18 protein-coding genes are annotated in these 26,635 nt (G+C 37.3%); 10 read left to right on the forward strand and 8 right to left on the reverse strand.

Annotated elements, in window-relative coordinates:
- Positions 1-62: 62 nt before the first annotated feature.
- A complete protein-coding gene (locus tag AC5SR4_RS09700; protein ID WP_495356048.1) occupies positions 63-425 on the reverse strand; it encodes an endonuclease domain-containing protein in 363 nt (120 codons plus the stop codon).
- A 1,093-nt stretch (positions 426-1,518) separates the two neighbouring features.
- On the opposite strand from AC5SR4_RS09700, the gene AC5SR4_RS09705 reads away from it, so the two are divergent.
- Entirely contained in the window at positions 1,519-2,220 is a 702-nt protein-coding gene (locus AC5SR4_RS09705) for a DNA-binding domain-containing protein (RefSeq protein WP_495356049.1), read from the forward strand.
- 462 nt (positions 2,221-2,682) lie between these two features.
- Here the strand turns inward: AC5SR4_RS09705 and AC5SR4_RS09710 are convergent, their stop codons facing one another.
- Both AC5SR4_RS09710 and AC5SR4_RS09715 read right to left on the reverse strand, forming a co-directional pair.
- Positions 2,683-4,878 carry a DUF3858 domain-containing protein gene (locus AC5SR4_RS09710; protein ID WP_495356050.1) on the reverse strand — a complete coding sequence of 732 codons (2,196 nt, stop codon included), beginning with the start codon at positions 4,876-4,878 and terminating at the stop codon, positions 2,683-2,685.
- A 50-nt stretch (positions 4,879-4,928) separates the two neighbouring features.
- Positions 4,929-6,851 (reverse strand): transglutaminase-like domain-containing protein, encoded by a 1,923-nt coding sequence (locus AC5SR4_RS09715; protein ID WP_495356051.1) that lies wholly within the window; start codon positions 6,849-6,851, stop codon positions 4,929-4,931.
- A gap of 298 nt (positions 6,852-7,149) precedes the next feature.
- On the opposite strand from AC5SR4_RS09715, the gene AC5SR4_RS09720 reads away from it, so the two are divergent.
- The gene (locus tag AC5SR4_RS09720) at positions 7,150-7,794 is read left to right on the forward strand and encodes a sugar-binding protein (RefSeq protein ID WP_495356052.1); all 645 of its coding nucleotides are present in this window, start codon (positions 7,150-7,152) and stop codon (positions 7,792-7,794) included.
- Here AC5SR4_RS09720 and AC5SR4_RS09725 read toward each other — a convergent pair.
- Complete coding sequence (locus AC5SR4_RS09725; RefSeq protein WP_495356053.1) at positions 7,791-8,828, reverse strand: substrate-binding domain-containing protein; 1,038 nt, start codon at positions 8,826-8,828, stop codon at positions 7,791-7,793. The genes AC5SR4_RS09720 and AC5SR4_RS09725 overlap by 4 nt on opposite strands.
- Before the next feature lie 212 nt (positions 8,829-9,040).
- On the opposite strand from AC5SR4_RS09725, the gene AC5SR4_RS09730 reads away from it, so the two are divergent.
- The 8 genes from AC5SR4_RS09730 to AC5SR4_RS09765 all read left to right on the forward strand — a co-directional run bounded on the left by AC5SR4_RS09730 (position 9,041) and on the right by AC5SR4_RS09765 (position 20,430).
- Positions 9,041-10,141, forward strand: a complete 1,101-nt coding sequence (locus tag AC5SR4_RS09730; RefSeq protein WP_495356054.1) for a mevalonate kinase family protein — start codon at positions 9,041-9,043, stop codon at positions 10,139-10,141.
- Positions 10,142-10,304: 163 nt separating this feature from the next.
- Complete coding sequence (locus AC5SR4_RS09735; protein WP_495356055.1) at positions 10,305-13,616, forward strand: SusC/RagA family TonB-linked outer membrane protein; 3,312 nt, start codon at positions 10,305-10,307, stop codon at positions 13,614-13,616.
- Between the two features lie 14 nt (positions 13,617-13,630).
- A complete protein-coding gene (locus tag AC5SR4_RS09740; protein ID WP_495356056.1) occupies positions 13,631-15,103 on the forward strand; it encodes a RagB/SusD family nutrient uptake outer membrane protein in 1,473 nt (490 codons plus the stop codon).
- Between the two features lie 107 nt (positions 15,104-15,210).
- Complete coding sequence (locus AC5SR4_RS09745) at positions 15,211-16,563, forward strand: Gfo/Idh/MocA family protein (protein WP_495356057.1); 1,353 nt, start codon at positions 15,211-15,213, stop codon at positions 16,561-16,563.
- Between the two features lie 40 nt (positions 16,564-16,603).
- Complete coding sequence (locus AC5SR4_RS09750) at positions 16,604-17,962, forward strand: DUF4832 domain-containing protein (RefSeq protein ID WP_495356058.1); 1,359 nt, start codon at positions 16,604-16,606, stop codon at positions 17,960-17,962.
- Between the two features lie 25 nt (positions 17,963-17,987).
- The gene (locus AC5SR4_RS09755; RefSeq protein ID WP_495356059.1) at positions 17,988-18,884 is read left to right on the forward strand and encodes a PKD domain-containing protein; all 897 of its coding nucleotides are present in this window, start codon (positions 17,988-17,990) and stop codon (positions 18,882-18,884) included.
- Positions 18,885-18,992: 108 nt separating this feature from the next.
- Positions 18,993-20,081 (forward strand): acyltransferase family protein, encoded by a 1,089-nt coding sequence (locus AC5SR4_RS09760; protein ID WP_495356060.1) that lies wholly within the window; start codon positions 18,993-18,995, stop codon positions 20,079-20,081.
- Positions 20,082-20,091: 10 nt separating this feature from the next.
- Positions 20,092-20,430 carry a hypothetical protein gene (locus tag AC5SR4_RS09765; protein ID WP_495356061.1) on the forward strand — a complete coding sequence of 113 codons (339 nt, stop codon included), beginning with the start codon at positions 20,092-20,094 and terminating at the stop codon, positions 20,428-20,430.
- On the opposite strand, the gene glmM is transcribed toward AC5SR4_RS09765, so the two are convergent.
- The 4 genes from glmM to AC5SR4_RS09785 form a co-directional block, all read right to left on the reverse strand.
- Positions 20,404-21,807, reverse strand: a complete 1,404-nt coding sequence (gene glmM, locus AC5SR4_RS09770) for a phosphoglucosamine mutase (RefSeq protein WP_495356062.1) — start codon at positions 21,805-21,807, stop codon at positions 20,404-20,406. The genes AC5SR4_RS09765 and glmM overlap by 27 nt on opposite strands.
- Positions 21,808-21,902: 95 nt before the next feature.
- Positions 21,903-23,831, reverse strand: a complete 1,929-nt coding sequence (gene nagB / locus AC5SR4_RS09775) for a glucosamine-6-phosphate deaminase (protein ID WP_495356063.1) — start codon at positions 23,829-23,831, stop codon at positions 21,903-21,905.
- A 29-nt stretch (positions 23,832-23,860) separates the two neighbouring features.
- On the reverse strand, positions 23,861-25,675 hold the full coding sequence (locus tag AC5SR4_RS09780) for a sodium:solute symporter family protein (protein ID WP_495356064.1): 1,815 nt from the start codon (positions 25,673-25,675) through the stop codon (positions 23,861-23,863).
- 4 nt (positions 25,676-25,679) lie between these two features.
- Positions 25,680-26,609, reverse strand: a complete 930-nt coding sequence (locus AC5SR4_RS09785) for an SDR family NAD(P)-dependent oxidoreductase (RefSeq protein ID WP_495356065.1) — start codon at positions 26,607-26,609, stop codon at positions 25,680-25,682.
- Positions 26,610-26,635: the final 26 nt, after the last annotated feature.

Genomic DNA, 26,635 nt, shown 5'->3' on the forward strand with positions numbered 1-26,635 from the left:
GAAGAGGGGACGATAATTGCTTTAGCAATTATCAGGGGAGTTAGATAGTCACTACAGGTTTTTTAGTCCTTAAAATGAGAGGCAATTTCATCCAAAACCTGTATCAGGGAATCAAAGACCATTTTGTTCTCAAACCGTAGAACCCTATAGCCAAAACTTTCCAGGTACTTGGTCCGTCTGGCATCATAGGCCTCTGCTAAGGGATTGTTGTGTACTTCCCCGTCCAATTCCACAATCAATCGTTCGGCAGCACAATAAAAATCGACAATAAAATAGCCTATGCTGTGCTGTTTTGTAAATCTTCTGCCTCTAAGCTGTCTGGCCTTTAAATGCTTCCAAAGGAACGCTTCGGCAGGTGTCAGGTTGTGGCGCAATTCCTTTCGGAAATTTTCAAGCTCTTTTTTGTTATGGACTTTCTGGGACATAAAGCGAATATAGATAAAACTTAAATAATTAAATAAGATATGTTTTAAATGTTGCTTTATGCTTTAAAAATGGCCTACTGTTGCTATAAAACTCCCCGGATTGTTGTTGCACAACAATCGTCCCCTCTTCGGAAAAGAAGAGGGGAGCCCATATCGCGTTCCATTTAAACTTAGAAAAGACTATTAGTATTTATTCGTGTATTCGTGGCTAATTTTCATAAGGCTTGATGTTTTTCAGTTTTAACATATTTAAAGCAATCAATTGATTTTAAATACCCGCTCTTGTCTATCAAAAACCTAAAATAATCTTTCGTACGCTTGAAAGATTAAGTATGTTTATTCCTATTATTTTTGACATATTTGCAACTGAAAAAATGACAAATAAAAACAAATATTGATAATTGTAAATACAATTGTATGTGAAAAGTTTTTGGATTATAGAGGAAATGGATTTAGAGTTTACGATATACGATTGTGTTGAAGTAGCTGTGGGTGCAAACCCTCCGTCCTGCGCTAGGGCGCAGGCCACCTCCCTTTAACTAAAGGGAGGAGCTGAGTGCAGACTTTTTAAAGAAAAACATTCGGCTAGCACGAGTGAAGAAAAAGAAAAAAGAAACGTTCATTGAAAATAAAGAAAAGAAAAGACGCTGAACTAATAATAAACCAACTAAAACACAAACATTATGAAAAAACAACATTCAACTTAGCAAGTTCAGAGTTCAGAGTTCAGAGTTCAGAGTTCAGAGTTTGCTTACTCAGACGAAATTAAAAAGCCAGACGAATCTGGCTCCCCTATTGTGCCGTTTACGGCGGCATAAGAGGGGGGACCGAGCGTGAGTAAACAGTCCAGTGGACTGTTTCAGCGAAGGTGCCTGGTGGCGCGCTGGAATTGCAAAGCAGCAATCCGGGGAGTTTAAAAGCAACAGTAAGCAAATCCGAGTAAGCAACAACTAACCGACTATACAACAACCAACTAAACAGTAACAAACAACTAACCAACTATACAACAAACAACTAAACAGTAAGCAACAACTAACCATTTAGAATAAGAATAGAAAATAATAAAAACGTTTAACCATTAAAAACAGAAATTATGGCAATTAAATTTTATTTACAGCTTAATGCAATAACCCCCGATCCGAACGACCATTCGGCCAAGGTACAACTAGCGGGCATCCGCTATACGGACGATATTATTGAACTGGCCCTAAAGCGTGGTACTACATTAACGCGAACCGACCTAAAGGCAGCCTCCAACCTATTGAACGAGGTAATAAGCGATGAGGTGGTTAACGGCTATTCTGTGGTAACGCCCTTGTTTAGTATGCGCCCGGGCATTAAGGGGGTGTTTATTAATGCGGCCGATACCTTTGATGCAACGCGCCATGCCAAAAAGGCCAGCGTATCGGCAGGCGATTTGGTAAACAAAAAACTGCGTGAGGCGAAGGCAGAAAGAGTGGCATCTAGTGCACCATCGCCAACCCTCTTAGAGTACACCGATGTAAATTCTAACACCACCAACAGTTTGCTTACGCCTGGTGGTATTGGTAAGATTATAGGTGAAGAACTGAAGTTTAATCCCGATAACGCCTTAGAAGGTCTGTACTTTGTGCCTACCGATGGCAGTGCAGAGACCAAGGCCAATATTATTGCCAAACGTACCGAGGGGCAATTGATGTTTGCTGTACCAGCTACGCTGGTAGCGGGTACCTACGTCCTGGAGGTGCGTAAGGGGTATGGTAACAATGCCAACCTGCGCAGTGGCGTTCTGGACGATACGTTGGATGTTGTTTAAACAAACCAGTATTTAAAAGCGGTTAATTATGTAAAAACCATCGTGCTTTAGGCCTAAAGCACGATGGTTTTTCTTTTTAAACAGACAAACAAACTGTTTATCTATTTAAAACCAACTTGTTTGTCTACTACGAGCAAGTTGTTTATCTACTGTTAGTAACTTGTTTATCTATTATAAGCAAGTTGTTTGTCTACTATGAGTAAGTTGTTTACCTATTGTCAGTAACTTGTTTTTTTTCTTAGCTCTTAGCTCTTAGCTCTTAGCTGTTAGCTGTTAGCTGTTAGCTGTTAGCTGTTAGCCATTAGCCGTTAGCTGTTAGCCGTTAGCTTCTGTAAATGCTTTTAAGATTCCCCATTTCAGTATGAATACCTGTCAATACCCAATACCTAAAACCTAGCACCCAAAACCCAACACCAAACACCCAGCACCCAACACCCAAAACCCAACACCCAAAACCCAACACTATATTTTTTTCAACAAGATCTTCTCATTTGTAAATTGGTTGGCTGCATCCAAAAACGCAACCATCAGCTCCCAGTTGGAATTGGGTTCGTAATGGTGCTTGTATTGTTTAGAGGTGGTAATTACCAAGGTGTTTCCATCTAATGTTGCTTCACTAATAAATGCTCCCGTACTATTATCGACAGACCTATTTAATTTATCTAAACCAGTAGCGGTATAGCCGCTTGGCAGGTTAAAGGTTATTTTGTTGTTATAGCATCTGGGGTGGGACATATGGATGTTCTCGGTACGTGTGCGTTGTTTATCTGTTAAATCGATTTGTTCGGTAATAAGCTTTCCTATTTCAACAATGTAATTAGGTCCCGCTTTTTTAACAAAGGCATTTTTAACTTTAAAAGATTCGGTGTACGTAAAATAAGTATCCAAACCATAACGCCCTGTTTCTTTAATTTCAAATGTATAGTCTTCCACATCATCAAGTCCGAACTCCGCTTCAATGGCTTTTTTAAAGCGTTCCTGTTGGTTGTCCTTAAGTTTTGTAATGATGGCATCCAATTCTTTTTGAAACTTGGCCTTATCTTTTTTTCGCCTTACATGGTCTACAAACGATTGGCTTTGGTATTTTTCGTAATCTTCATACACATAATCTGTAAAGAGTAAACGATCGTATTGTTGGTCGCTTTTTTGGTGGCCCTTAAAGCTATTGGTTGCAGTAATGGTAGCAACTGTCATATCTTCGTTAAGTGTAAAGCTAATGTCCTTTTTAGATTCGTTTTGCGCATAGGTACTCTTAGGCAATTGGCCATCTTTAATACCGTCAATTTTATTTTTAGAACTTGTTAATAGATAAATATCGGTACCTTCAACCAATGGCGGAAATTCGTTAACAGAGGTGTGTGGCCCAAAGTACTCTAAATACAAGGGCGTTTCTGTTATAACCTTTAAAAATACATTAACATTCTTTTCAATCAACAAATCGTCTATAGTGCCATCAAATCGTTTTTTGGCCACGACAATTTCATAAGCGATTTTTTCGCGTTTTAAAAATTCTGTAAAATGCCTGATAAAATGTTTTTGGTCATTTAAGAATATAGACCTCGAACTGTAGTACTGAAATGGGTAATAAATAGAGTTGGCCTCTTTAAGGTACATGGCCTCTACATACCGTGTTAAATAATGGTGCCTCATGTAATAATAGGCAGCGGTAACTTTTTCACTATCGCTTTGAAAGCTTATATCTTCTAGAAAATTGCTAACTTCCATAACCTCGCCATCGGGTTTAAAACGCTTGTCGTATAAATCAAGCACTTCTTCTTTACTAACACTTTTTTTAATGATGGTTTCTTTTTCTGGTAGGAATGCCATGGCCTGGTCTTCAAACTTACCCGAACGCGCAAAGTACACTTGAAATTTATAAGTGGGCAGTTCTACAAGCGGGAAAAACCACCTATTGGGCTCGTACTTGTTAATATTGGAAGCTTCTAAGCTGTAGCGCCTTAGGTTGTTCTTATCGGTTTCAAGTTCCTTGAGCTCGGGCGCACCGTTAAAAGAGTTAAAGTTTATAAAAAAATCATTTTCAGTTTCAAAAAACAGCTTGTAATCAATAATAGGGTAATTGTCTGATAAGGTTGTTTCAACAGGATCAAACCCAAATGCATAATGCGACTTAAAAGGGTCTTCTTTATAGATGTAATAATCGATAATATCGCCAACCTCTAGATTGGAAATTGCAATTTTAGTTTCATTATCTACCTGTACAGATTCCTTTTCAATATCGATTTCAATTTCGTTGCCATTGGGTTTTATGATCTTGATACCAGCATAGCTCCCTGTTTTTTGTTTTACATTGAATGCAATTGGTATGGGAAATACAATAACTTTGGCCGGCTCTTTAAATAGGTCTTTAAATGAAAATTCAGAAAAGGTTTTTATGGCCGATTTATCCAATAGTTTAATACGTTTTCTTATAGAGGTGGTATAGGTAACATTTTTTGCAAACTTGTGAAAATCATAATTTTCGTTTTTGTAAAGAATAACGGCCGATTCGTTTTGCCATTTTTCGGGGACCTCATAGGCATTTTTGTGCGTATCGTGTTCGCCCCAGAAAAAATCTTTAATTTTAAGTTCTTCTTTTGTTTGTGCTGTTCCACAAAGAGAAAACACCACTAAAACGGTGCATAGGATTTTAATCTTCATCAGTTTGTTTTATATTTTGGTTGTTGCTTGCCTTAGAATGATACATGTACTTATAACTTGGTTAATACAATTTGTTCGTTGTAAACATGTTTTAATTTGGAAATAAAAGCGTTCCAAGCTTCAAAATCTGAAGTTTCTATTTTAGCATTTTTAAGGTTAAAGGATTTTTTATATGTAATAATGTTATTGGTTTTGGTAAACGTTACGGCCATATCAAAATTTTTATGGGAAACACTTATGCTTTCGGGTATTTGTGTAATGGTGTAACCAGAAGGTATTTTTAAAGTGGTGGTCGATTCTAAAAAGCGTTTAAAATCAAAAACATAATCGGTTTCTCTTTTTTCCAATAAAAAGTTGTCCAATTCCTTGTCAAAATCAATATCAATATAGACCGTATTATCAAAAGCGGACACCGCATTTTTAATACTCATAGTATAGGATATGTTTAGGCTTATATCGCGATCTAATAAATTGGTTGTTTTAATATCAGATACTTTTATGTTGGTACTGCCATTGCTAAGATAAAAGTCTAAAAATTCTTCTTTTTTATCGCGTTTCAAATTATCGAAATTATATAGCAAATGGGTTCTGCTTTCACCGTGAAAGCTTTTAGAGCCGGTGCCCTTAAGAAGATTATCGTGTAATGTTAGTGAATAATTAAAAACTTCCTTGTTAAAGTTTGATGCCACTTCAGGAACCGTTTCCAGTATAAAGCCCTCGCCATTTTCTATAAGTGCCTGTTTGCCTTGAATGCGATTGGCATATTCCCCAAAGGCATTGAATTTTTCGGTGCCGTCTAAAAACAGTATGTTGTCATCTTTTAGTAGGGCGCAGATCATGTGGTTATCAACCGCTAGGTTGGGTATGGAATAATCGTAAACAATACGGTTGGTGCCAATCCAGGTCAGCCGGGCATCAAAACCAGCCTCAATAAGCATTTGTTTGGTTAAGTTTGCCATGCCCTTACAATCGCCGTACCGTTTGTTGAAAACACTAGAAGCCTCATCGGGTTTAAAGCCTGCAATACCGTCTTCAAAAGCAATATAACGAATATTGTCCTGCACCCAGTAATAGATGTTTTTTATCTTTTCTTCATCGTTTTGGGCATTTTGAATTAATGATGCGACTTTTTCCTTAATTGTAGAGTTGTCATTTTCAAGGCTATTAACCAAAGATTTATACCAGTTGTACAAATCTTGGGTGGTATTGAATATGGTTTTTTTGTCACCATTCAAGGTGTAAGACTTCGCTATAATTAAAATGTGCGGATAGATATAAGTGGGGCCGGGGGTATTGGGTTCCTTATAGGCGGCCGGGATATTCTCTAAGGTAAATGTATAGGTTTTAGTACCGCTATTGGGGTTGGTGGTTTGGTGCTTAGTAATGGCATGGCCATCAAAATTCATCTCTTTAAGCTCTAGTTCTAACCAACTGGGCACCTCAAAGGTGATGGTTTTTTTTAAGATGGGATAGGCATCATTAAAAAAAAGTTTGGTAAAGTATTTAATATCGTGATATTCCTTTTCTATATGTGTGTTGACTTTATAGCCTAAAAGCGGAAAGTTAATGTTGGTGAATTTTACGCGGGCATCATTATAAAATAAATCATCACTGGTATAAGCTTCATCCTTTATATAGGGGTGCATGCTCTTGTTTTTTATGTTGGTAACCTCAAAATCACTAATAGAGGTTTGCTCGTCATAAAACGAATGCTTTTGAATTTTTGTCCAAGAATCTATATTGATCATAGATTCGGTAGACTCTTGGTTGGCGGTTACTTTTTGCTCCTTTTTATTAAAATCAAACACAATATAATCGGTACTCTCTTGTAATACAATGGCATCGTCTGGATACTGTTCTTTTAGTAATTTGGCAGTTTTGATGTCATTTTCGGTAGGCTCTATTTTTTTTTGGGAAAAACAGTTAATGGAAACTAATAAAGCAACAAAGAGGAAATAAATGGTTTTTGGCATTGTAAATAATAAATTATAAAAAGCTAATATATAGTTTAATATTAAGTGGGAAAAATCATTTTTTAAAAAAATTATGCAATTCTTTAATCAATTTATAAGTTCTTAAAGATTTTTTAGCCTATTGTAAAGGACTCACAAAATTATTCATTGCTTAATTAAAATTTTTGGCTATTATTGGGGCGGGAGTGAAGTGGGGGTCTCTCAGTAGACGGTCTCGGTTTGCAGTCTCAGTGGACGGTCTCAGTGGACAGTCTCAGTCTCAGGGAACAATTAAAAGTTAAAAAACAAAACGCCAGTTATGAAAACATACAAAGTCAATCACATTCCAAAGCAGCAGTTGCTAATTACTGGTAAGGCTGATGATTTGTTATGGGAAAGCGCCAATAGGATAATCGATTTTCAATCGCCCTGGGAGCATACTATAGATACCAAAACCGAATTTAGGGCCTTATGGGATGGGGCCCATTTATTTTTTGTATTTAAAGTATGGGATGATACGATACATATAGATAAAACGGACGATAGTTTTAAGAGCATCAATGTATCTGATCGGGTTGAGTTGTTTTTTAGACAGGACGCAACGTTGAATCCGTATTACTGCCTGGAAATAGACCCTACACCAAGAATTATGGACTTTAAGGCATTGCCCAATAAGGTATTTGATTTTGAATGGAATTGGCCCAAAACAGGTTTAATAGTGAAGTCTTATACCCATGATAAAGGGTTTAGTGTAGAAGGCAAAATAAGCATCGCCTCTTTAAAAAGCCTGAATTTAATACACAATAATAAGATAGAAACAGGCATTTTTAGGGCCAAATACTGTAAAGTAAAAGCATTGGGGTACGAACCGGTTTGGTTAACTTGGGTAGACCCTAAAACAGAAACGCCAAACTTTCATATAGCCAGCTCCTTTGGTGTTCTGGAATTACAACAGCTTAATTAATGTTCTATATAAGAACTCAAATTTTCAGAATTTACAATATCTATAGGAAGTAATTTTAAATCGGGGATGTCTTTATTAAACAAAAAGTGTTCAGCCAAATACGTCAACCCAAGATAGGTTTGCATTTTAGGGCTTTGGTGTATTAAAAACGCTATGGATTCATTTTTTAAGAAACCAATATTTTCTTCCAATAAATCGTAACCAATAACCTTAATGTTTTTAATGTTATTGTCCTTTAAAAGCTCAACAACATTAAATGCCTTAGAAGTGGTAACAAAAATTCCAGAAACACGCTCGTGCGCTTTTAAAGTTTCCTTAATTAACTTGTTTAAGTTCTTTTGGTTGGCATTAATGGTAAAAATATTATAGTCCTTTAAGGTGCTAAAGTAATTTCTAAAGCCCTTTTCTTTTTGCTGCATGTGCAAGGCGTTGCTAAAGCTCTCATCAATATGGCAAATAATAATATCAGATTTCGCTGCGGCTATCATGTGCATTAATCTGGCCGCAACCCTGCCACTTTGGTACAGGTCTTGCCCAACAAAGCTCACGATCTCATCAGAATCTATTTGGTTGTTAAAAGTACTAACAATAATACCCGCCGATTTGTAATTCTTTGAAACATTAATACTCTCCTTAAAAAATAAAGGCGTAAGCAATACGGCATCTGGAGCTAAGTTTAAAACCTCTTTATTTACATCTTTAAAGGATTTTGTGCTGTTAGGGCTAAAGAAAAACAATTTAATGGCAATGCCAAAAGACTTAAATTCTTCAATGGCCTGGTTAACACCTTTTGTACAGGGCTCCCAAAAACTGTCTTCGGCCGGATTGGGTAATACCACACATATTTGATAAATTTTATTGTTTTTTAAATTTCGAGCAATAGGATTGGGTTGATAATCAATTTCCTCAAGCAACTTGGTAACTTTTTCTAATGCTTTTTGGGATACTTTACCTCTTTTATGTATAACGCGGTCTACAGTTCCTTTAGAAACACCTGCTAGTTTAGCTATATCTTTAATGGTATACTTCTTCATGGTAACAAATATATGAAAAGTAAAGGTTAATATTACAAAAAATGTGCTCGATAACACTTTTTTTATGTGTTCGAGCACATTTTTGGATCATTTTCTTTTTTTATTAAAAATAAATAAATACATTCGCTAAAATCATAATGGAAAATTGATGTTTTTGTAACAAAAAATTAACATCAAATCTTATCAAAAAAATAGGATAGTAAGTATTGAAAATGAAGAGAATTATATCATTAGCACCAGGGAGAACATGTTTGTTTGGAGATCATCAAGATTATTTGGGCTTACCTGTAATAGCATGTGCCATTAACAGAAACATTAAGTTAACGGCCATAGAAAATGAAGAACGTGTTTTTAACATTAATAAACCAAACATAAACCAAAAAAGGGTTATTGATATAGATGCCGAAATAGGTGTTATTGAAAAAGGGGATCATTTATTGTATGCCCTAAAAGTATTAAGGCGATATGGTTGTGTACCCACAACAGGGTATGATATCGAAATTGTTGGCAATTTACCAATCAATGCAGGTACCTCAAGTTCATCGGCAGTGGTTGTTGCTTGGGTGCATTTTTTGGTTAAGGCGTTTGGGGTAGATGCAGAAGTATCATCAGAATTCATTTCGCAAGTCGCATATGAATCTGAAGTATTGGAACAAGGCGCACCTGGAGGTAAAATGGACCAATATAGTATTGGACTGGGGAATATTGTTTATTTAGAAACGGGGCATGATTTCTCATATGAAATAATCAATGCCAATTTAAAAGGTATTATTATTGGCGAATCTGGCATACCAAAGGAAACCGTTGGCCTTTTAAGCGAACTAAGGGGAAAGGCCCTTTTGGCAATTAATAAAGTGAAGAGCGAGCTGCGCGATTTTGACATAAAAAAAGCAAAGCGGGAAGATTTAAAATATTATTTGAATTATGTGCCCGATGATTTGCAAAGTTATTTATACGCTGCAATTGTAAACCATGATATTACCCAAAAAGCGTTGGTTGCATTTAAAAGAGATACGCCAGATTTTAAGGAAATTGGCAATTTAATGAACGCGCACCATACTATTTTAAAAGACATTTTAAAAATAACAGTGCCTAGAATTGACGATATGATTTCAGGGGCTTTAAATGCTGGGGCGTTAGGGGCTAAGATTGTTGGTTCTGGTGGCGGAGGCAGCATAGTGGTTTTGGCGCCAGAAGGAAAAGAAGATCAGGTAATACAGGGGATAAAAAACGCAGGGGCTATTGATGCTTACCAAGTTGAGGTAGATCCAGGAGCCAGAATACTTGAGACCTCAAAAAAAATAAAAGTATAGAGAATTACTAACACCAAAATAATTAATTAAAACTAACTGGAATGAAACACGAAATAACAACACGAACAGCTATTAAACTTAAAAACCGAAAAATGTTGGAGCACTTTTCGGTTATAATAAGTGACTTAATTTAATCTCTAAATACTAAATCACAAGTAAAAATATGAAAAAATTAAAGAAGCTACTCAGCATAATGAGTAATGAGTTGAAATTTGATTTAAGAATAAAACTAACTCTAGCAATATTGTTAGTTACTTTTATGCAAATTAATGTGAAAGTTTATTCACATACATTAGGTTCTTCTTTAGATGTTAAAGAGGCGAATGTGCAACAAACCATTGTTACTGGAAAAGTTACAGATGCATCGGGTATTCCTTTACCTGGAGCTTCTGTACAAGTAAAGGGAACTACAGTGGGTGCTGCAACAGATTTTGATGGCGCTTATAGTATAAGCGTTCCCGAAAATGGTACAACACTGGTGTTTACGTATTTAGGTTTTGTGTCCAAAGAAATTTTAATTGATGGGCAATCTACAATAAATGTTACCATGACAGAGGACAATACAAGTTTAGATGAAGTGGTGGTTGTAGGGTATGGTACGCAGCGAAAAAAAGATATAGCAGGAGCCATTTCAACTGTTGAAACCGAAGAGTTAGTACTGTCATCCTCATCTTCTATAGGTGATGTGCTTAGAGGTAAAGTGTCGGGTTTACAAATTACCCAAAACAGTGCACAACCAGGGGGTGGTTTAGATTTTCAAATTAGAGGTGCAGGGTCTATCAATGCCAGTAACCAACCTTTAATAGTTGTTGATGGTTTCCCAATTACCGACTTTCAACAACCGGGAACGGGTAATAGATATAATGGCGGTACACAAAGTATTTTAAACTCTTTTAACCCCAATGATATTGAAGCTATATCTGTTTTGAAGGACGCAAGTGCTACATCCATATATGGAGCCAGAGCAGCCAATGGTGTTATTTTAATCACCACCAAAAAAGGGGTTTCAGGAAAAGTTCAAGTAAGTTATTCGTCGTCTTTTTCACTACAGGCTTATAATGATGATTTTGATGTATTGAGCTTGCAAGAGTGGATGAAATTGAGAAATGATGCTGCTTACGAAAATTGGTTGTTTCAAAATAGGGTAGAGCCATACAGTAGTGGCAATACAAGTAGCAGAACTTTGGAAGAAGCTATTGCCAACCCCGTTAATGGTGTGGCGTTTACTAGATTTTATTCAGACGGTCAAATAAATAATGCAGGACAAAGCACAGATTGGTTGGGCCTAGTGACAAGAGATGGTAGTGCACAACAGCACAACCTGTCTTTAAGAGGCGGTACACAATCTACAAAATACTTTTTGTCTGGTAACTTATTCGAACAAAAAGGGGTTTTAAAAAATTCAGCATTTGATAGAGCATCGCTAAGATTTAACTTAGACCAAAAACTGAATGACTTTTTAGCGGTTGGTATGAACCTAACCATGAGTAGAATTAATAATGATAACAGCCAATTAGGAGGCGATCGTTACGAAAATTCAGGACTTCTTAGGTCTGCATTACAGTATGGCCCACACATACAGGCCATAGATGAATTTGGGAATTACCCAATAAATCCAGATAACTCACAAGAACCAAACCCTTATTCTTTACTTACTATTACAGATAAAGGGGTGATAGATAGAACGCTTACAAACTTTTTTATGGAAATAAGACCGCTAACAGGGTTAGTGGCCAGATTACAAGCGGGTATAGACCAAGGTTACACAAGTAGAAATACCTACTTGCCTAGAACAACCCTTTACGGAGCATTAGAAAATGGTAGGGCTACCATAGCAAATGAAAAGAAGAATGATGCCCTTTTTGATTTTACCTTAAATTACTCTAAAATTATTGATAATGACCATAGTTTTAATTTCCTAGTTGGGTATTCAAGACAAAAATACCGATCTGAAAGCGCTTCCTCTGGAAACAGTGATTTTTTAACGGATGCTTTTTTATGGAATAATATTAATGCGGGCGCAGGAACCAAAGTATTGGCATCGGCCAAATACGAAAACAATTTAGTGTCTTATTTTGGTAGGTTAAACTATACCTATAAAGAACGCTATATATTGTCATCAACCATTCGTAGAGATGGTTCCAGTGTTTTTTCTAAAAACAACCGATTTGCTATTTTCCCATCAGTTGCTTTGGGATGGGATATTGCTAATGAACCTTTTATGGGAAGCTCAAACGGCAACATATCGCAGTTAAAGCTTAGAGTAGGATATGGACAAACAGGAAATGCCGACATTGGGTCCAATGCCTTTGCAGCCTATTATGCACAGCCAGCTTATCTAAACCCTGATGAGTCTATTTTAGTTGGTGTATTTCCATCTAGATTGGAAAATCCAGACCTAAAATGGGAAACCACTGAAGAAATAAATATTGGTCTTGACTTTGAATTTTTTAAAGGCAGATTATCAGGATCCGTTGAGGTTTACAATAAGGAGATTTCAGATTTATTACAAATAAAGCCTATCAACTCCTATAACGAAATAAATCAAGTTTGGGCCAACGTAGGGTCTACACAAAGTAAAGGTATTGAAGTAACATTGAATACAGTGAATGTGGATACGGAAGATTTTAAATGGAAAAGTACCCTAACATTCTCTAAATTCAAGGACCGCTGGAAAGAGCGAGCGCCTGATTGGAAACCCAGTATTTATCAAAGTGTAGATGATCCTATTCGTGCACGCTACACCTACCTGTCTGATGGTATTATGCAAGTAGGAGAGGTTGTTCCAGCACAACCAGATTTATTTCCTGGACAAATAAAGATTAAAGACATCAACGGTTTTTCTAGAGACAATTTAGGCAACCCCGTAGTTGATGAAAACGGACGGTTTATAGCTACAGGAGAACCAGATGGTATTATAGATGAGGCCGACATTGTGCTAACAGGGTCTACAGATCCTGATTTTATAGCTGGTTTTAGTAACAGTTTAAGCTATAAGAACTTTGAACTTAACTTCCATTTTAATGGAATGTTTGGTAGACAAATAGTAGATGCTACCGATTTGGCATTGGGTGTTTCAGCCGATGGTGTTTGGCAAAATGGCCGTAACGCTTTAAGAAATATTTACAATAGATGGACACCAAATAATCCAACCAATAGCAGGCCGGCATCGCATTATGGCTATACACAATACAGTGCTGGGGATTTCTTTTTACAAGATGCTTGGTTTATACGTTTGCAAAATCTATCATTATCTTATAGTCTGCCCTCCAAGCTAATTGGTAAAATACTGGACAGTGCAGCTATTAGGTTTGACGCTCAAAATTTATTTCTTATTACACCATTTGATGGTGTAGATCCTGAAACAAATGGATATGACAGTAGGTTACAAGGAACAGATCAAGACCCTACTAACTTAGTAGCAGCATATCCTAATGTTAAGACTTACACATTAGGTATAGATTTGAAATTTTAAAAAAATAAATGATTATGAAAGAATTAAAATTAATAACGCTGGGGTTTTTGTTAACCGTAACATTTGGGTGCAACCCCGAGCTCGAATCAATTAACTATGATGAAATTAACCCAGCTATTTTCCCAGCTTCTGAAGCAGATGTAGAAGCTCTGGTTGTAGCGGCGTATTACCCACTAAGAGGCTCTTGGTGGAATGGTATCCATACAACATCAGAACGTGGAATCATGTTTGTTAATGATGCCACTACCGAGATACTTCAAGGAAATTTTGGTGTGCAACAATTGGCAACACTAACCAGTTATGTGCCAACAAGTGCCGGGGTTACGAGATTCTATGACGATTTTTACAATAGAATTAGTTCTAATACATTAAGTATAGACCGATTGGAAAAATCTTCTGTAAATGAGAATATTAAAAAGCGAGGCATTGCAGAACTTAAGTGTGCCAGAGCTTTTTTAAGCTATGAACTTTTTGATATGTATGGCCCTATTGTAGTGGCGCCTTTGGAAGTTTTGGAAAACCCATTAATTGAAACACCATTAGCTAGATTGAGTCATACAGAAATGGTAAACTTTATTGAAAAAGATTTATTGGATGCTGCCGAAGACTTACCGAGTCCAGAAGATGCTGCTTATGGTAGATTTAGCCAAGGCTTTGCAAGAATGTTGCTAATTAGGTTATACCTGCATGAAAAAAGATGGGCAGATGTAGAGGCACAGGCCAACGCCATTATGGCTATGAACTATTACGAGTTAGCAGACGACTATGTAGACATGTTCAGCAAAGAATCCCAAGCCGATAATAAAGAGGTTATGTTTGCAGTTCCTGCAGATTATGCCGGTACCAGTGAAAACCAATGGCAAATGATGGTATTGCCATCCAATTATCCAGTAAGAGGTGGTTGGGCAACCATTCAAAGCTCATGGATGTTTTATGATTCATTTGAACCCAATGATGTTAGAAAAACAAATTTAATAGCCGAATATACAGGTACCGATGGGGTAACCTACAACAGATCCAATCCAGGAAATGTTATGCAAATGGGACCCCTACCATTAAAAATTGATGAAGATGCTGCTAGAAATACAGCATTGACCACAGTTGATATCATTTTATACAGATATGCCGATGTTATTTTATCAAAAGCAGAAGCCATAGCAAATAAAAATGGTGCTCCCACCCAAGAGGCCATAGACTTGGTGAACGCCATAAGGGATCGTGCTGGCCTAGACGATATATTATTGGCGAATTATTCAGATTTAGATGCATTTAACGAGATGATTCTTTTAGAAAGATCTCACGAATATTGGTGTGAGAATGGACAGTATAGATCTGATTTAATAAGGCACAATAAGTTTGTAGAGCATGCCATAGAATTAAACGGTAGTGCCAGTCAAGCAGCACCTTATAAAGTACTATATCCCTTTTCGCTGGATAGGATTAGTGAAGGTAAAGGGGTGTTTATACAAAACCCTGGATATAATTAATATTAGTTTAGTTGGATAAAAGGGTTGGTTTAAGATGTACTGTTTTGAATTAGTTTATAGTAACTCAACCCTTTTTAAAATTAAGAATAAAACTTAAACACATAATAATGGACTCTAGAAGAGATTTTATAAAAAAAGCAACTATTGCAGGTACAGGTTTAGCGTTAATGCCAGGTTTTACATTTGGAGCAAGCCCAACTTTTGAAAAGCTTAAAATAGGTATGATTGGGGTTGGACTTAGAGGCACCAATCATTTAAACAACCTCTTGTCAAGAGACGATGTTACTGTTACAGCTATCTGCGATATAGATTCTAGTAGAACAAAACTTGCCGTAGAAAAAATAACAAGCAAAGGGGGTAAAAAGCCCTTGGTTTTTGGGAAAGATGATTACGACTACAGAAACCTCCTGGCATTGGACAATGTAGATGCTGTTATAATTTCAACACCTTGGTTATGGCATACACGTATGGCCAAAGATACTATGAGGGCTGGTAAATATACAGGTTTAGAGGTGTCTGCAGCAAATACCCTTGAAGAATGTTGGGATTTAGTGAATGTACATGAAGAAACCGGAACCCATTTAATGATTTTAGAAAATGTAAACTACCGCAGAGATATTATGGCCGTTTTAAATATGGTACGGCAAAATGTTTTTGGGGAATTGATTCATTTTAGATGTGGGTACCAACACGATTTGCGTGAAGTTAAATTCAACAACGGTAAACAGCCTTACGGTGGGGGTGTGGAATTTGGAGAAAAAGCAATGTCTGAAGCCAAATGGCGAACCCAACACTCTGTATTAAGAAATGCTGATTTATACCCAACCCATGGAGTAGGCCCAATAGCTGCCATGTGCGACATCAATAGAGGTAACAGATTTGTGTCCTTAACGTCCCACGCAACCAAAAGTGTTGGTTTGCATAATTATATTGTTGAAAATGGGGGTGAAAACCACCCCAATGCAAAAGTTAAGTTTAAGTTGGGCGATATTGTAACTACCACAATACAAACCGCTAATGATGAGACTATTATAGTAACCCACGATACCAATTTGCCAAGGCCCTACTCACTAGGCTTTAGGGTACAAGGCGCCAACGGTTTGTGGGAAGTAGACGGAAACAGAATCCATATAGCTGGCGTTACAGAAGCCCACCACTGGGATGTTGCTGATAAGTGGCTGGAAAAATATGACCACCCCTTATGGCAAAAGTATGGCGAAAAAGCTAATGGTGCGGGACATGGAGGCATGGACTTTTTTGTAATACATGCTTTTGTAGAATCTGCCAAGCGAAACGTAGCACCTCCTTTAGATGCTTACGATGCTGCTGCCTGGAGTGCCGTTACGCCATTATCGGAAGCTTCAATAGATAATAACGGAGAACCCCAAGACTTCCCTGATTTTACAAGGGGGAATTGGGTTAAAAGACAACCCTATAATTGGATAAAAGATGATTATTAATATGGGTGACATAAAAAAAATAACTATTAAAAAAACAACTATGGAGTATAAATTAATAATAGTATTGCTTTTTAACATCATGCTAGGTTGTGGTGGTAGCAGTGTTGAAGACGAAGACCCAGTAGATGATTCAATAAGCAATATAACATATAATGCCTCTAGCGAGGTTATTTCTAACCCAGAGCGTGGCTTCATGCATTTATGGAAGGTGTATTCAGAAGGGACGCCACTTAGTGTGGCAACACTACAAAATTTAAAGAACGAGCATGTTACCATAATCAATCGGCTTTATTATTTAGAAGCCTTTAAGGATTCCGATTTAAGTACAGCCGAGCTGGATTTGATAAAAACAGACTTAGAAAGATTAAGAGATGCAGGTGTTAAATGTGTGTTGCGTTTTGCTTATACAGACGATATAGATGGAACAGATGCCCCTCTTAATATTATAGAATCCCATTTAGATCAATTAAAACCAATAGTTACAGCGCATGCCGATGTTATAGCATTTGTACAGGCAGGGTTTATTGGAGCTTGGGGGGAATGGTACTTTTCAAGTAACGGACTGGCTACAACGCCCAATAGAAAAGCGGTTGTAATGAAAATGCTGGAAGTATTTCCAAAGGAAATTAAGTTGCAGGTAAGAACCCCATTATACAAGCAAAATATTTTTGATTATACAACAGCAATAGGAAGTGATGTTGGTTATGGTACATCCAATCTTGCACGTGTTGGATTCCACAACGATTGTTTTTTGGCCAGTGCAGACGATTATGGAACCTATCAAAATATTAGTGCCGAGAAAAATTACATAAGCCAAGAAGCCTTCTTTGTACCTACAGGAGGCGAAACCTGTCCGCCAACCGATGTACCCATTGCCAGTTGTACAAAAGCAGAAACAGAAATGAAATTGTTAAAATGGACGTATTTAAATCTTGATTATTACGGACCAGTACTACAGGAATGGAAAAACAATAATTGTTTTACAGACTTTCAACGAAAATTGGGCTACAGGCTTTTATTAAAATCGGCAGCACTAAAAAAAGAAGCTACTGTAAACAGTAACTTTCAATTAAATGCAACCCTACAAAATGTAGGCTTTGCCCCAGTTTATAATGTTAAAAACACGCTTTTAATATTTAAGGCCACCAATGGTACCCTATATGAGAAAGCTTTAAACTTTGATGTTAGGAAAGTAACACCAGATTCTGATTATGAATTAAAAGAAACCGTTAGTCTGTCTGGTATACCGGCAGGCAATTACGATCTCTACTTAAAAATAGAAGATCAATCGGAATCATTAAAAGATAGACCAGAATATACCATTCGTTTAGCGAATACAGATACTTGGGATGCTTCCACTGGACTCAATAAGTTGTTGCATACACTAACAATTAATTAAAATTTAATCTCTAATAAAATAAATCATGAAAAAAATAAAACATTTATTCTATTTTATCGCCTTTCTGCTCTTAGCAGGGTGCGGATCGGACGATTCAGTTGATTCAGGAAACAACAATATTGTAGCAGATTTTTCTTTTACAAGTGATGGCAGCATATTTACATTTACAAACCTGTCTGAAGGAGCAACCAGCTATAGATGGGATTTTGGAGATTTAAGCTTTTACTGTGAAAAAGAAAACCCAACATATCGATATGTTACTGTTGGGGGAGATATAGATGTTACCCTAACGGCCATGAATGAATCGGGCGGGGAAGCATACATAACTAAGACCATAACCGCACCAGAGGTTCTAAACATAGATATAGATATTGACGGTGATTTTGATGATTGGCAACAAATAGACTACTTGTATGAAGAGGCCGATGGTGTGTCTATGAAAAGAATTAAAATATGGGGCAAAGGCGACTATATCAGTGTATATTTAGAAGGTAATACAACCATGCAAATGGAATTAGTGGATATGTATATTAATTCTGATGGTAATGCCACTACAGGTCTTTTAAGCTGGCAATGGCCTAATGGATCGGGTGCAGACTATCTGTTTGAAGGACCTTTGTTAAGCAACTCCTGGGGTGCTTTTTACCAACATGCCGACCCAAATGGGGGATGGGCTTGGAATTGGTTAGGGGGTAGTCAAAACATGATTTCTTCTGGAATTGTTAATGTAGATGCCCAAACCAATGCCATTGAGTTTAGTATCCCTAAAACACAATTAGGATCGCTTAGTAATTCCATTAGTTTTGGTTTTTCTGAATTAACCAGTGGTTGGGCCAGTGTGGGTAACTTTCCAAAGGTAACCGCCACAAGTAGTTTTGTTACTTACGAGCTTCCTTTGGAAGAACTGCGTCTTTGTGAATAATTTATAAATGTATTCTACGATTTAACAGCAATTATATCTTTCCAGGTGTTTTTAAATACTAAAACATCTGGAAATGTTTTAAAAATACAGAACCTAAAAAAACATACTATGCAAAAAAATCGTTTAACGTCCATTGATGCATTAAGGGGCTTTGATATGCTCATGATTATTTTTGCAGATCGTTTTTTTTATAGTCTTAATGAAGGTGCCCAAACTGATTTTACAAATGCTTTAGCCAATCAATTTTTACATCCAGAGTGGTTTGGCTTTCATTTTTATGATATTATCATGCCATTGTTTCTCTTTGTTGTTGGTGTGGTGATTCCCTTTTCATTAGAAAGGCGGGTAAAGGATATTGATAATAAATTTAAATTATATCCGCACCTTATTAAGCGCTTTATAATATTGTTTATTTTGGGGTGGATTGTACAGGGCAACCTACTTCATTTAGATATTAATAAGTTTCAGGTTTTTAGCAATACACTTCAGGCCATAGCTGTAGGATACTTATTTTCATGCATAGCGTATATCCATTTTAGCAAAAAAGCCAGATATCTGTTTTTTGTAGCTTGTTTGGTTGTTTACGCCCTATTATTAGAATATGCAATAGTACCTGGGATGGGCAAAAGTCAGTTATTGCCAGATAAAAATATAGCCTTATATATAGACCATTATGTTTTTGGACGTTTTGATGATGGCTACCAATATACTTGGTTGTTAAGCGGACTTGGATTTATTGCAACTACATTGTCGGGGCTATTTGCTGGTGAATTGCTTCGTTCTAGTATGCCAAGAGTTAAAGTAGCTAAATATTTAATAGTTATTGGAGGTATTGCCATGGCTTTGGCCTTGGTATGCAATATGTGGCACCCCATAGTTAAAAAGATATGGACAAGTACATTTGTCCTTTGGTCATCAGGAATATCATTTATTTTATTGGCTGTATTTTATTGGGTTATAGATATTAAAGGCTACATAACATGGTCTTTGCCCTTAAAAGTTATCGGTATCAATGCCATTACAGCCTATGTGCTATCCCATGTTATAGATTTTCCATCAATTGCCAAGCAAGTGCTTTTTGGTTTTGAGCAGTTTATAGGACCATACTATGATGCTTTTGCAACAATAGGCGGATTTGCCATCTTATATTTATTATTGTGGTATATGAACAAAAACAAGACCTACATAAAGATTTAAATGCTATGGTATGAACCAAAAGCAAACCAGTATAACAGCCTTTAAGGTGGTAGATAATCACCAATTGGAAAGCCTAAGCGCCTTCAATAAGTTTGTTAATTGGCTTAGTGGCGAGTTTACTTTATACCTGCAAGAGCCATTGGAACCACATGGATTAATCATTTATTTCCCCACGGGGCATTTTAGTATTTCTAAATTAAAAACCAATTGCACAGGGGTTGAATTTAAAATGGAAGTTTTAAGCAAAAACCTTATGGTTGGACAAGCCATTCATGAAAAAGTGGTTAAGGTTTTAAATCATGTTAAGTTATTGTGCATGCCATTAAGTACAAACAGTACTGCTAATTAGCAGTTTTATCTCTTCTATAAAACGTTCGGCCAAAGCATCGGCTTTTTTTTGTGAGGTACTTTCTGTATAAATTCTAATAATAGGTTCTGTGTTTGATGTTCTTAAGTGTACCCATTCCTCTTCAAAATCTATTTTTACCCCATCTATAGTGGTTACTTGCGCATCATTTTTATAAGTAGATGCCACCTGGTTTAAAATGGCGTCTACATGAATTTGTGGAGTAAGTTCTATTTTATTTTTACTCATAAAATAGTTGGGATAACAATCTCTTAGCGTTTTGCAAGACATTTTGCTGTGTGCTAAATGAGATAGAAATAAAGCAACCCCTACCAGGGCATCCCTGCCATAATGTGATGCAGGGTAAATAATACCGCCATTTCCTTCGCCGCCAATAATGGCATTGGTTTCTTTCATTAAGGCCACCACATTTACTTCACCTACCGCGCTGGCTTGATAACTACTTTGGTGTTTTTTTGCAATATCGCGTAATGCTCTAGATGATGATAGGTTAGAAACCGTATTTCCCCGGTTATTTTTCAGTACATAATCGGCACAAGCTACGAGTGTGTATTCTTCTCCAAACATCGATCCGTCTTCACAAATAAGGGCAAGCCTATCCACATCTGGATCTACTACAATCCCTAAATCGGCTTGTTCTTTAACAACAAGGCTTGAAATATCGGTAAGATGCGCTTTCAAGGGTTCCGGGTTATGTGGAAAGTGTCCGTTGGGCTCGCAATACAATTCAATGCAGCTAACACCTAATCTTTTCAATAAGGCAGGAATAGCAATGCCACCTGTAGAATTTACAGCATCTAAAACCACTTTAAAGTTGGCTCTTTTTATGGCTTCGGCATCAACCAATTCTAAATTCAGAATGGTATCTATATGCTTGTCTATATAACCTGTTTTTTCCTGATAAATTCCCAAATCATCTACTTCGGCAAATAAGTAATCTTCACATTCAGCAATCTTTAAAATAGCCGCTCCATCTTGAGCGCTTAAAAATTCGCCTTTTCCGTTTAAAAGTTTTAGGGCATTCCACTGCTTTGGGTTGTGGCTTGCGGTGATGATAAGGCCACCATCAAGCTGATCTAAAACCACGGCAACTTCTACGGTTGGTGTGGTGGATAAGCCTATATCAATTACGTTAATGCCTAAACCTACTAAGGTGTTACAAACCAAGTTACTTATCATCTTACCTGATATTCTTGCATCTCTTCCTACAATAACAGTGAGGGTTTTTTTAGAAGATTGGTTTTTAAGCCACATACCATAAGCTGCAGCAAACCTTACGGCGTCAATAGGAGTTAAGTTATCATCTACCTTGCCCCCAATAGTACCTCTAATACCTGAAATGGATTTTATTAATGTCATGTTATTCTATCATTCAAAATATAAGGCTACCATAGTTTAAACATTATAAAAACTATAAGTAGCCCTAATCAATTTAACCAAAAACTAATTCTTTATTAATAGTCCCATCTCACAAAGGCCTCCATGGCAGCATAGTGGGATAATCCTAATTCATCATATAAATTGGCTGTTTCCTTGTTCCTGTCTTCAGCCCGTTGCCAAAATTCCCGACTGTCTGAACCCTGAAAAACAACACCATCTTTTTGCGATTGGTGTTTAAAAATACCTTTGCGTTTTTCCAATACTTGGTCGGGCCCCATGGGAACGGCCATTTCAATCTCATCAATACCCCATTCCTGCCAGGCGCCACGATATAGCCATAGCCAGCAATCTTTCATAAACCTTTTTGGTTTCAATCGTTTTACGGCTTCAAAAATGGCATCCAAACAGACTTTGTGGGTGCCGTGTGGGTCTGCCAAATCACCTGCAGCATAAATTTGATGGGGTTTTATACGCTCAATTAAATCCATGGTTAGTTTGATATCTGTTTCACCCAAGGGTTTTTTCTCAATAGTTCCGGTTTCATAAAAAGGTAGCTCCAAAAAATGTATTTGCTCATCTGGCACCCCTACATAGTGGCAGGTAGATCGTGCCTCGCCCTTTCTAATAAGACCTTTAATATGCCTTACTTCGGGAATGTCTATTTCACTGGATTTTTTATTTTTTAGGAACGTGCGGGCCTTTTTAAAAATACGATTGGCTTCTTTGTTGTCTATTCCAAATTTCTCATTGTAATCGCATACAAAACTTGCAAACCTAAGAGCCTCATCGTCGGCCACTGCAATATTGCCAGAGGTTTGGTAGCCTACGTGTACTTCATGTCCCTGTTCTTGAAGCCGCTTAAAGGTACCGCCCATACTTATGATGTCGTCATCGGGGTGCGGACTAAAAATAAGTACGCGTTTACGGGCAGGCTCGGCTCTCTCTGGGCGTTTGCTGTCGTCGGCATTGGGTTTGCCACCTGGCCACCCAGTAATGGTGTTTTGTAGTTTGTTGAATATCTTGATGTTGATGTCGTATGCAGGACCAGAATCTGCTAACAGGTCACTCATTCCATTTTCGATGTAATCGGCATCAGTAAGCATTAAAATGGGTTTCTTTAAATGCAGAGCAAGCCCCAGGACTGCTTTTCTAATAAGCTTATCCGTCCAAACAACCTTTTCAACCAACCAGGGGGTATTTATACGTGTTAACTTGGAAGCCGCAGCAACGTCCAGAACAAATGTGGCGTTGTTGTGCTCTTGTAAAAAGGATGCGGGCACTTGGTTGGTTACAGGACCTTCAACTGAGGCCTTAATGATATTTGATTTTCTTTCGCCCCAAGCCAATAAAATAACACGTTTAGCTTCCATAATCTTTTTTACACCTAAGGTAATAGCTGTTCTGGGTGTATTGCCCAGTCCAGAAAAATCATTGCTGGCTGCAACTCTGGTGATATGGTCTAGAGCTACCAAACGCGTTTTTGAATTTTGTAACGACCCAGACTCATTAAAACCAATATGGCCATTTCCACCAATACCCAGTATCTGTAGGTCGATGCCTCCCAAAGCTTCTATTTTTGCTTCATAGGTATTGCAATAATCGGCAATGGCTTCTTTGGATAATGTACCATCAGGAATGTGATAGTTCTCGGGTAAGATGTCTACATGGTTAAACAGCAGTTCTTTCATAAACCTAACATAACTGTTCACAGAATCTGGCTCCATAGGGTAGTATTCATCCAAATTAAAGGAGACTACATTTTTAAAACTCAAGCCTTCTTCTTTGTGTAAACGAACCAATTCAGCATACAGCCCTTTGGGAGAGGATCCTGTGGCCAGCCCTAAAATGCAGGGTTGTCTTTGTGCTTGTTTGACCTTGATGAGATCAGCTATTTCTCTAGCAACAGCCTTAGATGCTAAGGTAGAGTTCTCAAAAACGGTGGTTCCTATGTTTTCAAAACGCTTTTCAAACCCGGTTGCTTTATCTATACTGCTCTTTAACATTGTTATTGATTTATTTTTGATAATTGATTTTATAAAATAATGGTTTTGATTTTTTTCCAAACGCGGGTTAATAAATACCCAGAAACGATGGCCACTACAGTTATTATAATGGCAGTTTTATAATTTCCATAAATCCAATAGCCTGTTGCAAACATGCAACTGTAAATAAGAATACAACCTAAAAGCATGGCCAGGATTCCTGAAGGCACGCTCCACGTTTCCTCATTGTCTTTTAAGTTTATGTTTTCCAATTTAGCATCGTTTACAACTTTGGCCCATCCGGGACCACCAGGCTGTATTTTTTTATAGAAGCTTTGTAATACGGTTTTAGATTCTGGTTGGGTTATAAAGGTGGCTGCTAACCAAATAATGGTGGTAACTAGTACTAGTAAGGGAAATTCTGCCCAAGATGGAAATATCCCATCGGTGCTGTTAAATAGAATCACACCTATTGGGGTTAATTTCAACACAATGGAAATAATACCAGAAGCAAACATAGCGGTAATTTCACTCCACGCATTAATACGCCACCAAAACCACCTTAATATAAATATAAGTCCAGTGCCTGCACCAAATGCCAGTAACAATTCAAATAATTGTAATGCGTTTTGCAAAGCCAGTGCAAGTAAGGCACTTAAAACCATTAGTACAATGGTAGAAATGCGTCCTACGGCAACCAATCGCTTTTCAGAAGCTTCAGGATTGATTTGCTGTTTATAAAAATCATATACAATATACGATGACCCCCAGTTTAACTGTGTTGAAATGGTACTCATATATGCAGCAGCCAATGAGGCCAATACAATGCCCAAAAGGCCACTGGGTAACTTGGTTAGCATGGCAGAGTAAGCCAAATCGTGCCCCAATTTATCATTGGCAATATTTGGGAAGGCTTCATGAATACTTGCTAAATCTGGAAATACAACCAAAGAAGCCAAAGCAACCAAAATCCAAGGCCAAGGACGTAAGGCATAATGCATAATGTTGAAGAAAAATGTAGCACCAATGGCATGGTTTTCATCTTTGGCAGCTAGCATACGCTGTGCTATATAACCACCACCACCAGGTTCGGCTCCAGGATACCAAGAGCTCCACCATTGAACAGCTAACGGAATAATAAGCAAGGTAATAAGAGCACCTTTATCATTAAAATCAGGTAGTAACGATAATTTGTCTGCAACATGTTCATTGGCCAATAATGTTTGAATACCTCCAACTTCTGGAATATTAACTAAGTAGTAGGCTGCTCCTATGGCACCTCCCATAGCTACAAAAAACAATACAAAGTCGGTATAAACAACACCTTTAAAACCACCTAAGGCGCTAAAAGTTACAGTAATCAACCCAGCGCTAATAACCGTTTGCCAAGGCTGTAAGTCTAACATAATACCACCAATTTTAATGGCGGCCAATGTTACTGCCGACATGGTAATGATATTAAAAAATACCCCTAAATAAATGGCCCTAAACTTTCTTAAAAATTTAGCAGGAGCCCCACCATATCGAAATTCATAAAATTCGATATCGGTATTTACATTCGATTTCCGCCACAGCTTAGCATATACAAATACAGTAAGCATACCGGTTAACAAAAAGGCCCACCAAACCCAGTTACCAGATACCCCATGTGTTCTCACAATATCGGTAACCAAATTAGGGGTGTCTGTAGAAAAAGTTGTAGCTACCATAGAAAGTCCCAATAACCACCAAGGCATGGTTCTTCCTGAAAGAAAGAACTCAGAAGTGTTTTTGCCTGATTTTTTTGAAACATATACGCCTATAGAGAGTGTAATGGTAAAAAAGAGTATTATTAACAGATAATCAAGGGTACTTAAGGAAATCATATGTTTAGTTTTTTATTAATAATTGGTTGTGGTAATATACAATAGTTTCCTTTATGGCGTCATCAATACTGTATTTAGATTTAAAACCCAGGTTGTTGAATTTTTCTGGATTAGCTTTAGAGTGTTTAATATCCCCAGGGCGTTCATCTAGAAAACGTATCTTGGATTTTGAGTTGGTGATGTCAATAATTTTTTCGGCCAATTCCAAAATAGAGGTGCTTTCACCCAAGGCAACATTATAGGTGCCATGACCTTTAGAAGCAGCCAAAATATTGGCATTTACCACATCTTTAACATAAATAAAATCGCGTGTTTGTAAGCCATCACCATAAATGGTGAGCGGTTCATTTTTCAAGGCTTTATTAATAAAGATGGGTACAGCAGCAGCATAAGCAGATTTAGGGTTTTGTCGGGGCCCGAATACATTAAAATAACGTAATGAAACCGTTCCAATACCATATTGGTCTGCATACATGTTTAAATAATACTCTCCATCCAATTTGGTAATGGCATAAGGAGTCATGGGTTCTGGAATCATGGTTTCTACTTTGGGTAGAACAAGATTGTTGCCATAGTTGGCAGCAGAACTGGAAAGTACTACTTTGCAGTTGCCCTGTTTTTCGGCGGCATTTAAAATGTTAATAGTGCCTATAGTATTAATGTCAATACACTCCTTTGTTTTTAATAACGACTCTGGAACACTCACTAAGGCTGCTAAGTGAAATATGGCATGGGTATCTTTAGCTAAAGTCTCTACAAGCTCCTTGTTACGTATATCACCTTCTACAAATGTTACATTTAAATGCTCTAGGTTGTGTTTAAAACCCGTTCGTAAACTGTCCAGCACACACACCTCATGACCTTCTTTGCTAAGTTGCTCAGCAATATGGCTTCCAATAAAACCAGCGCCTCCTGTTATTAAATATTTTTTCATGTTCTCTATATGCATTTGTTAGCTAT

The sequence above is a fragment of the Aestuariibaculum scopimerae genome (assembly GCF_059428085.1).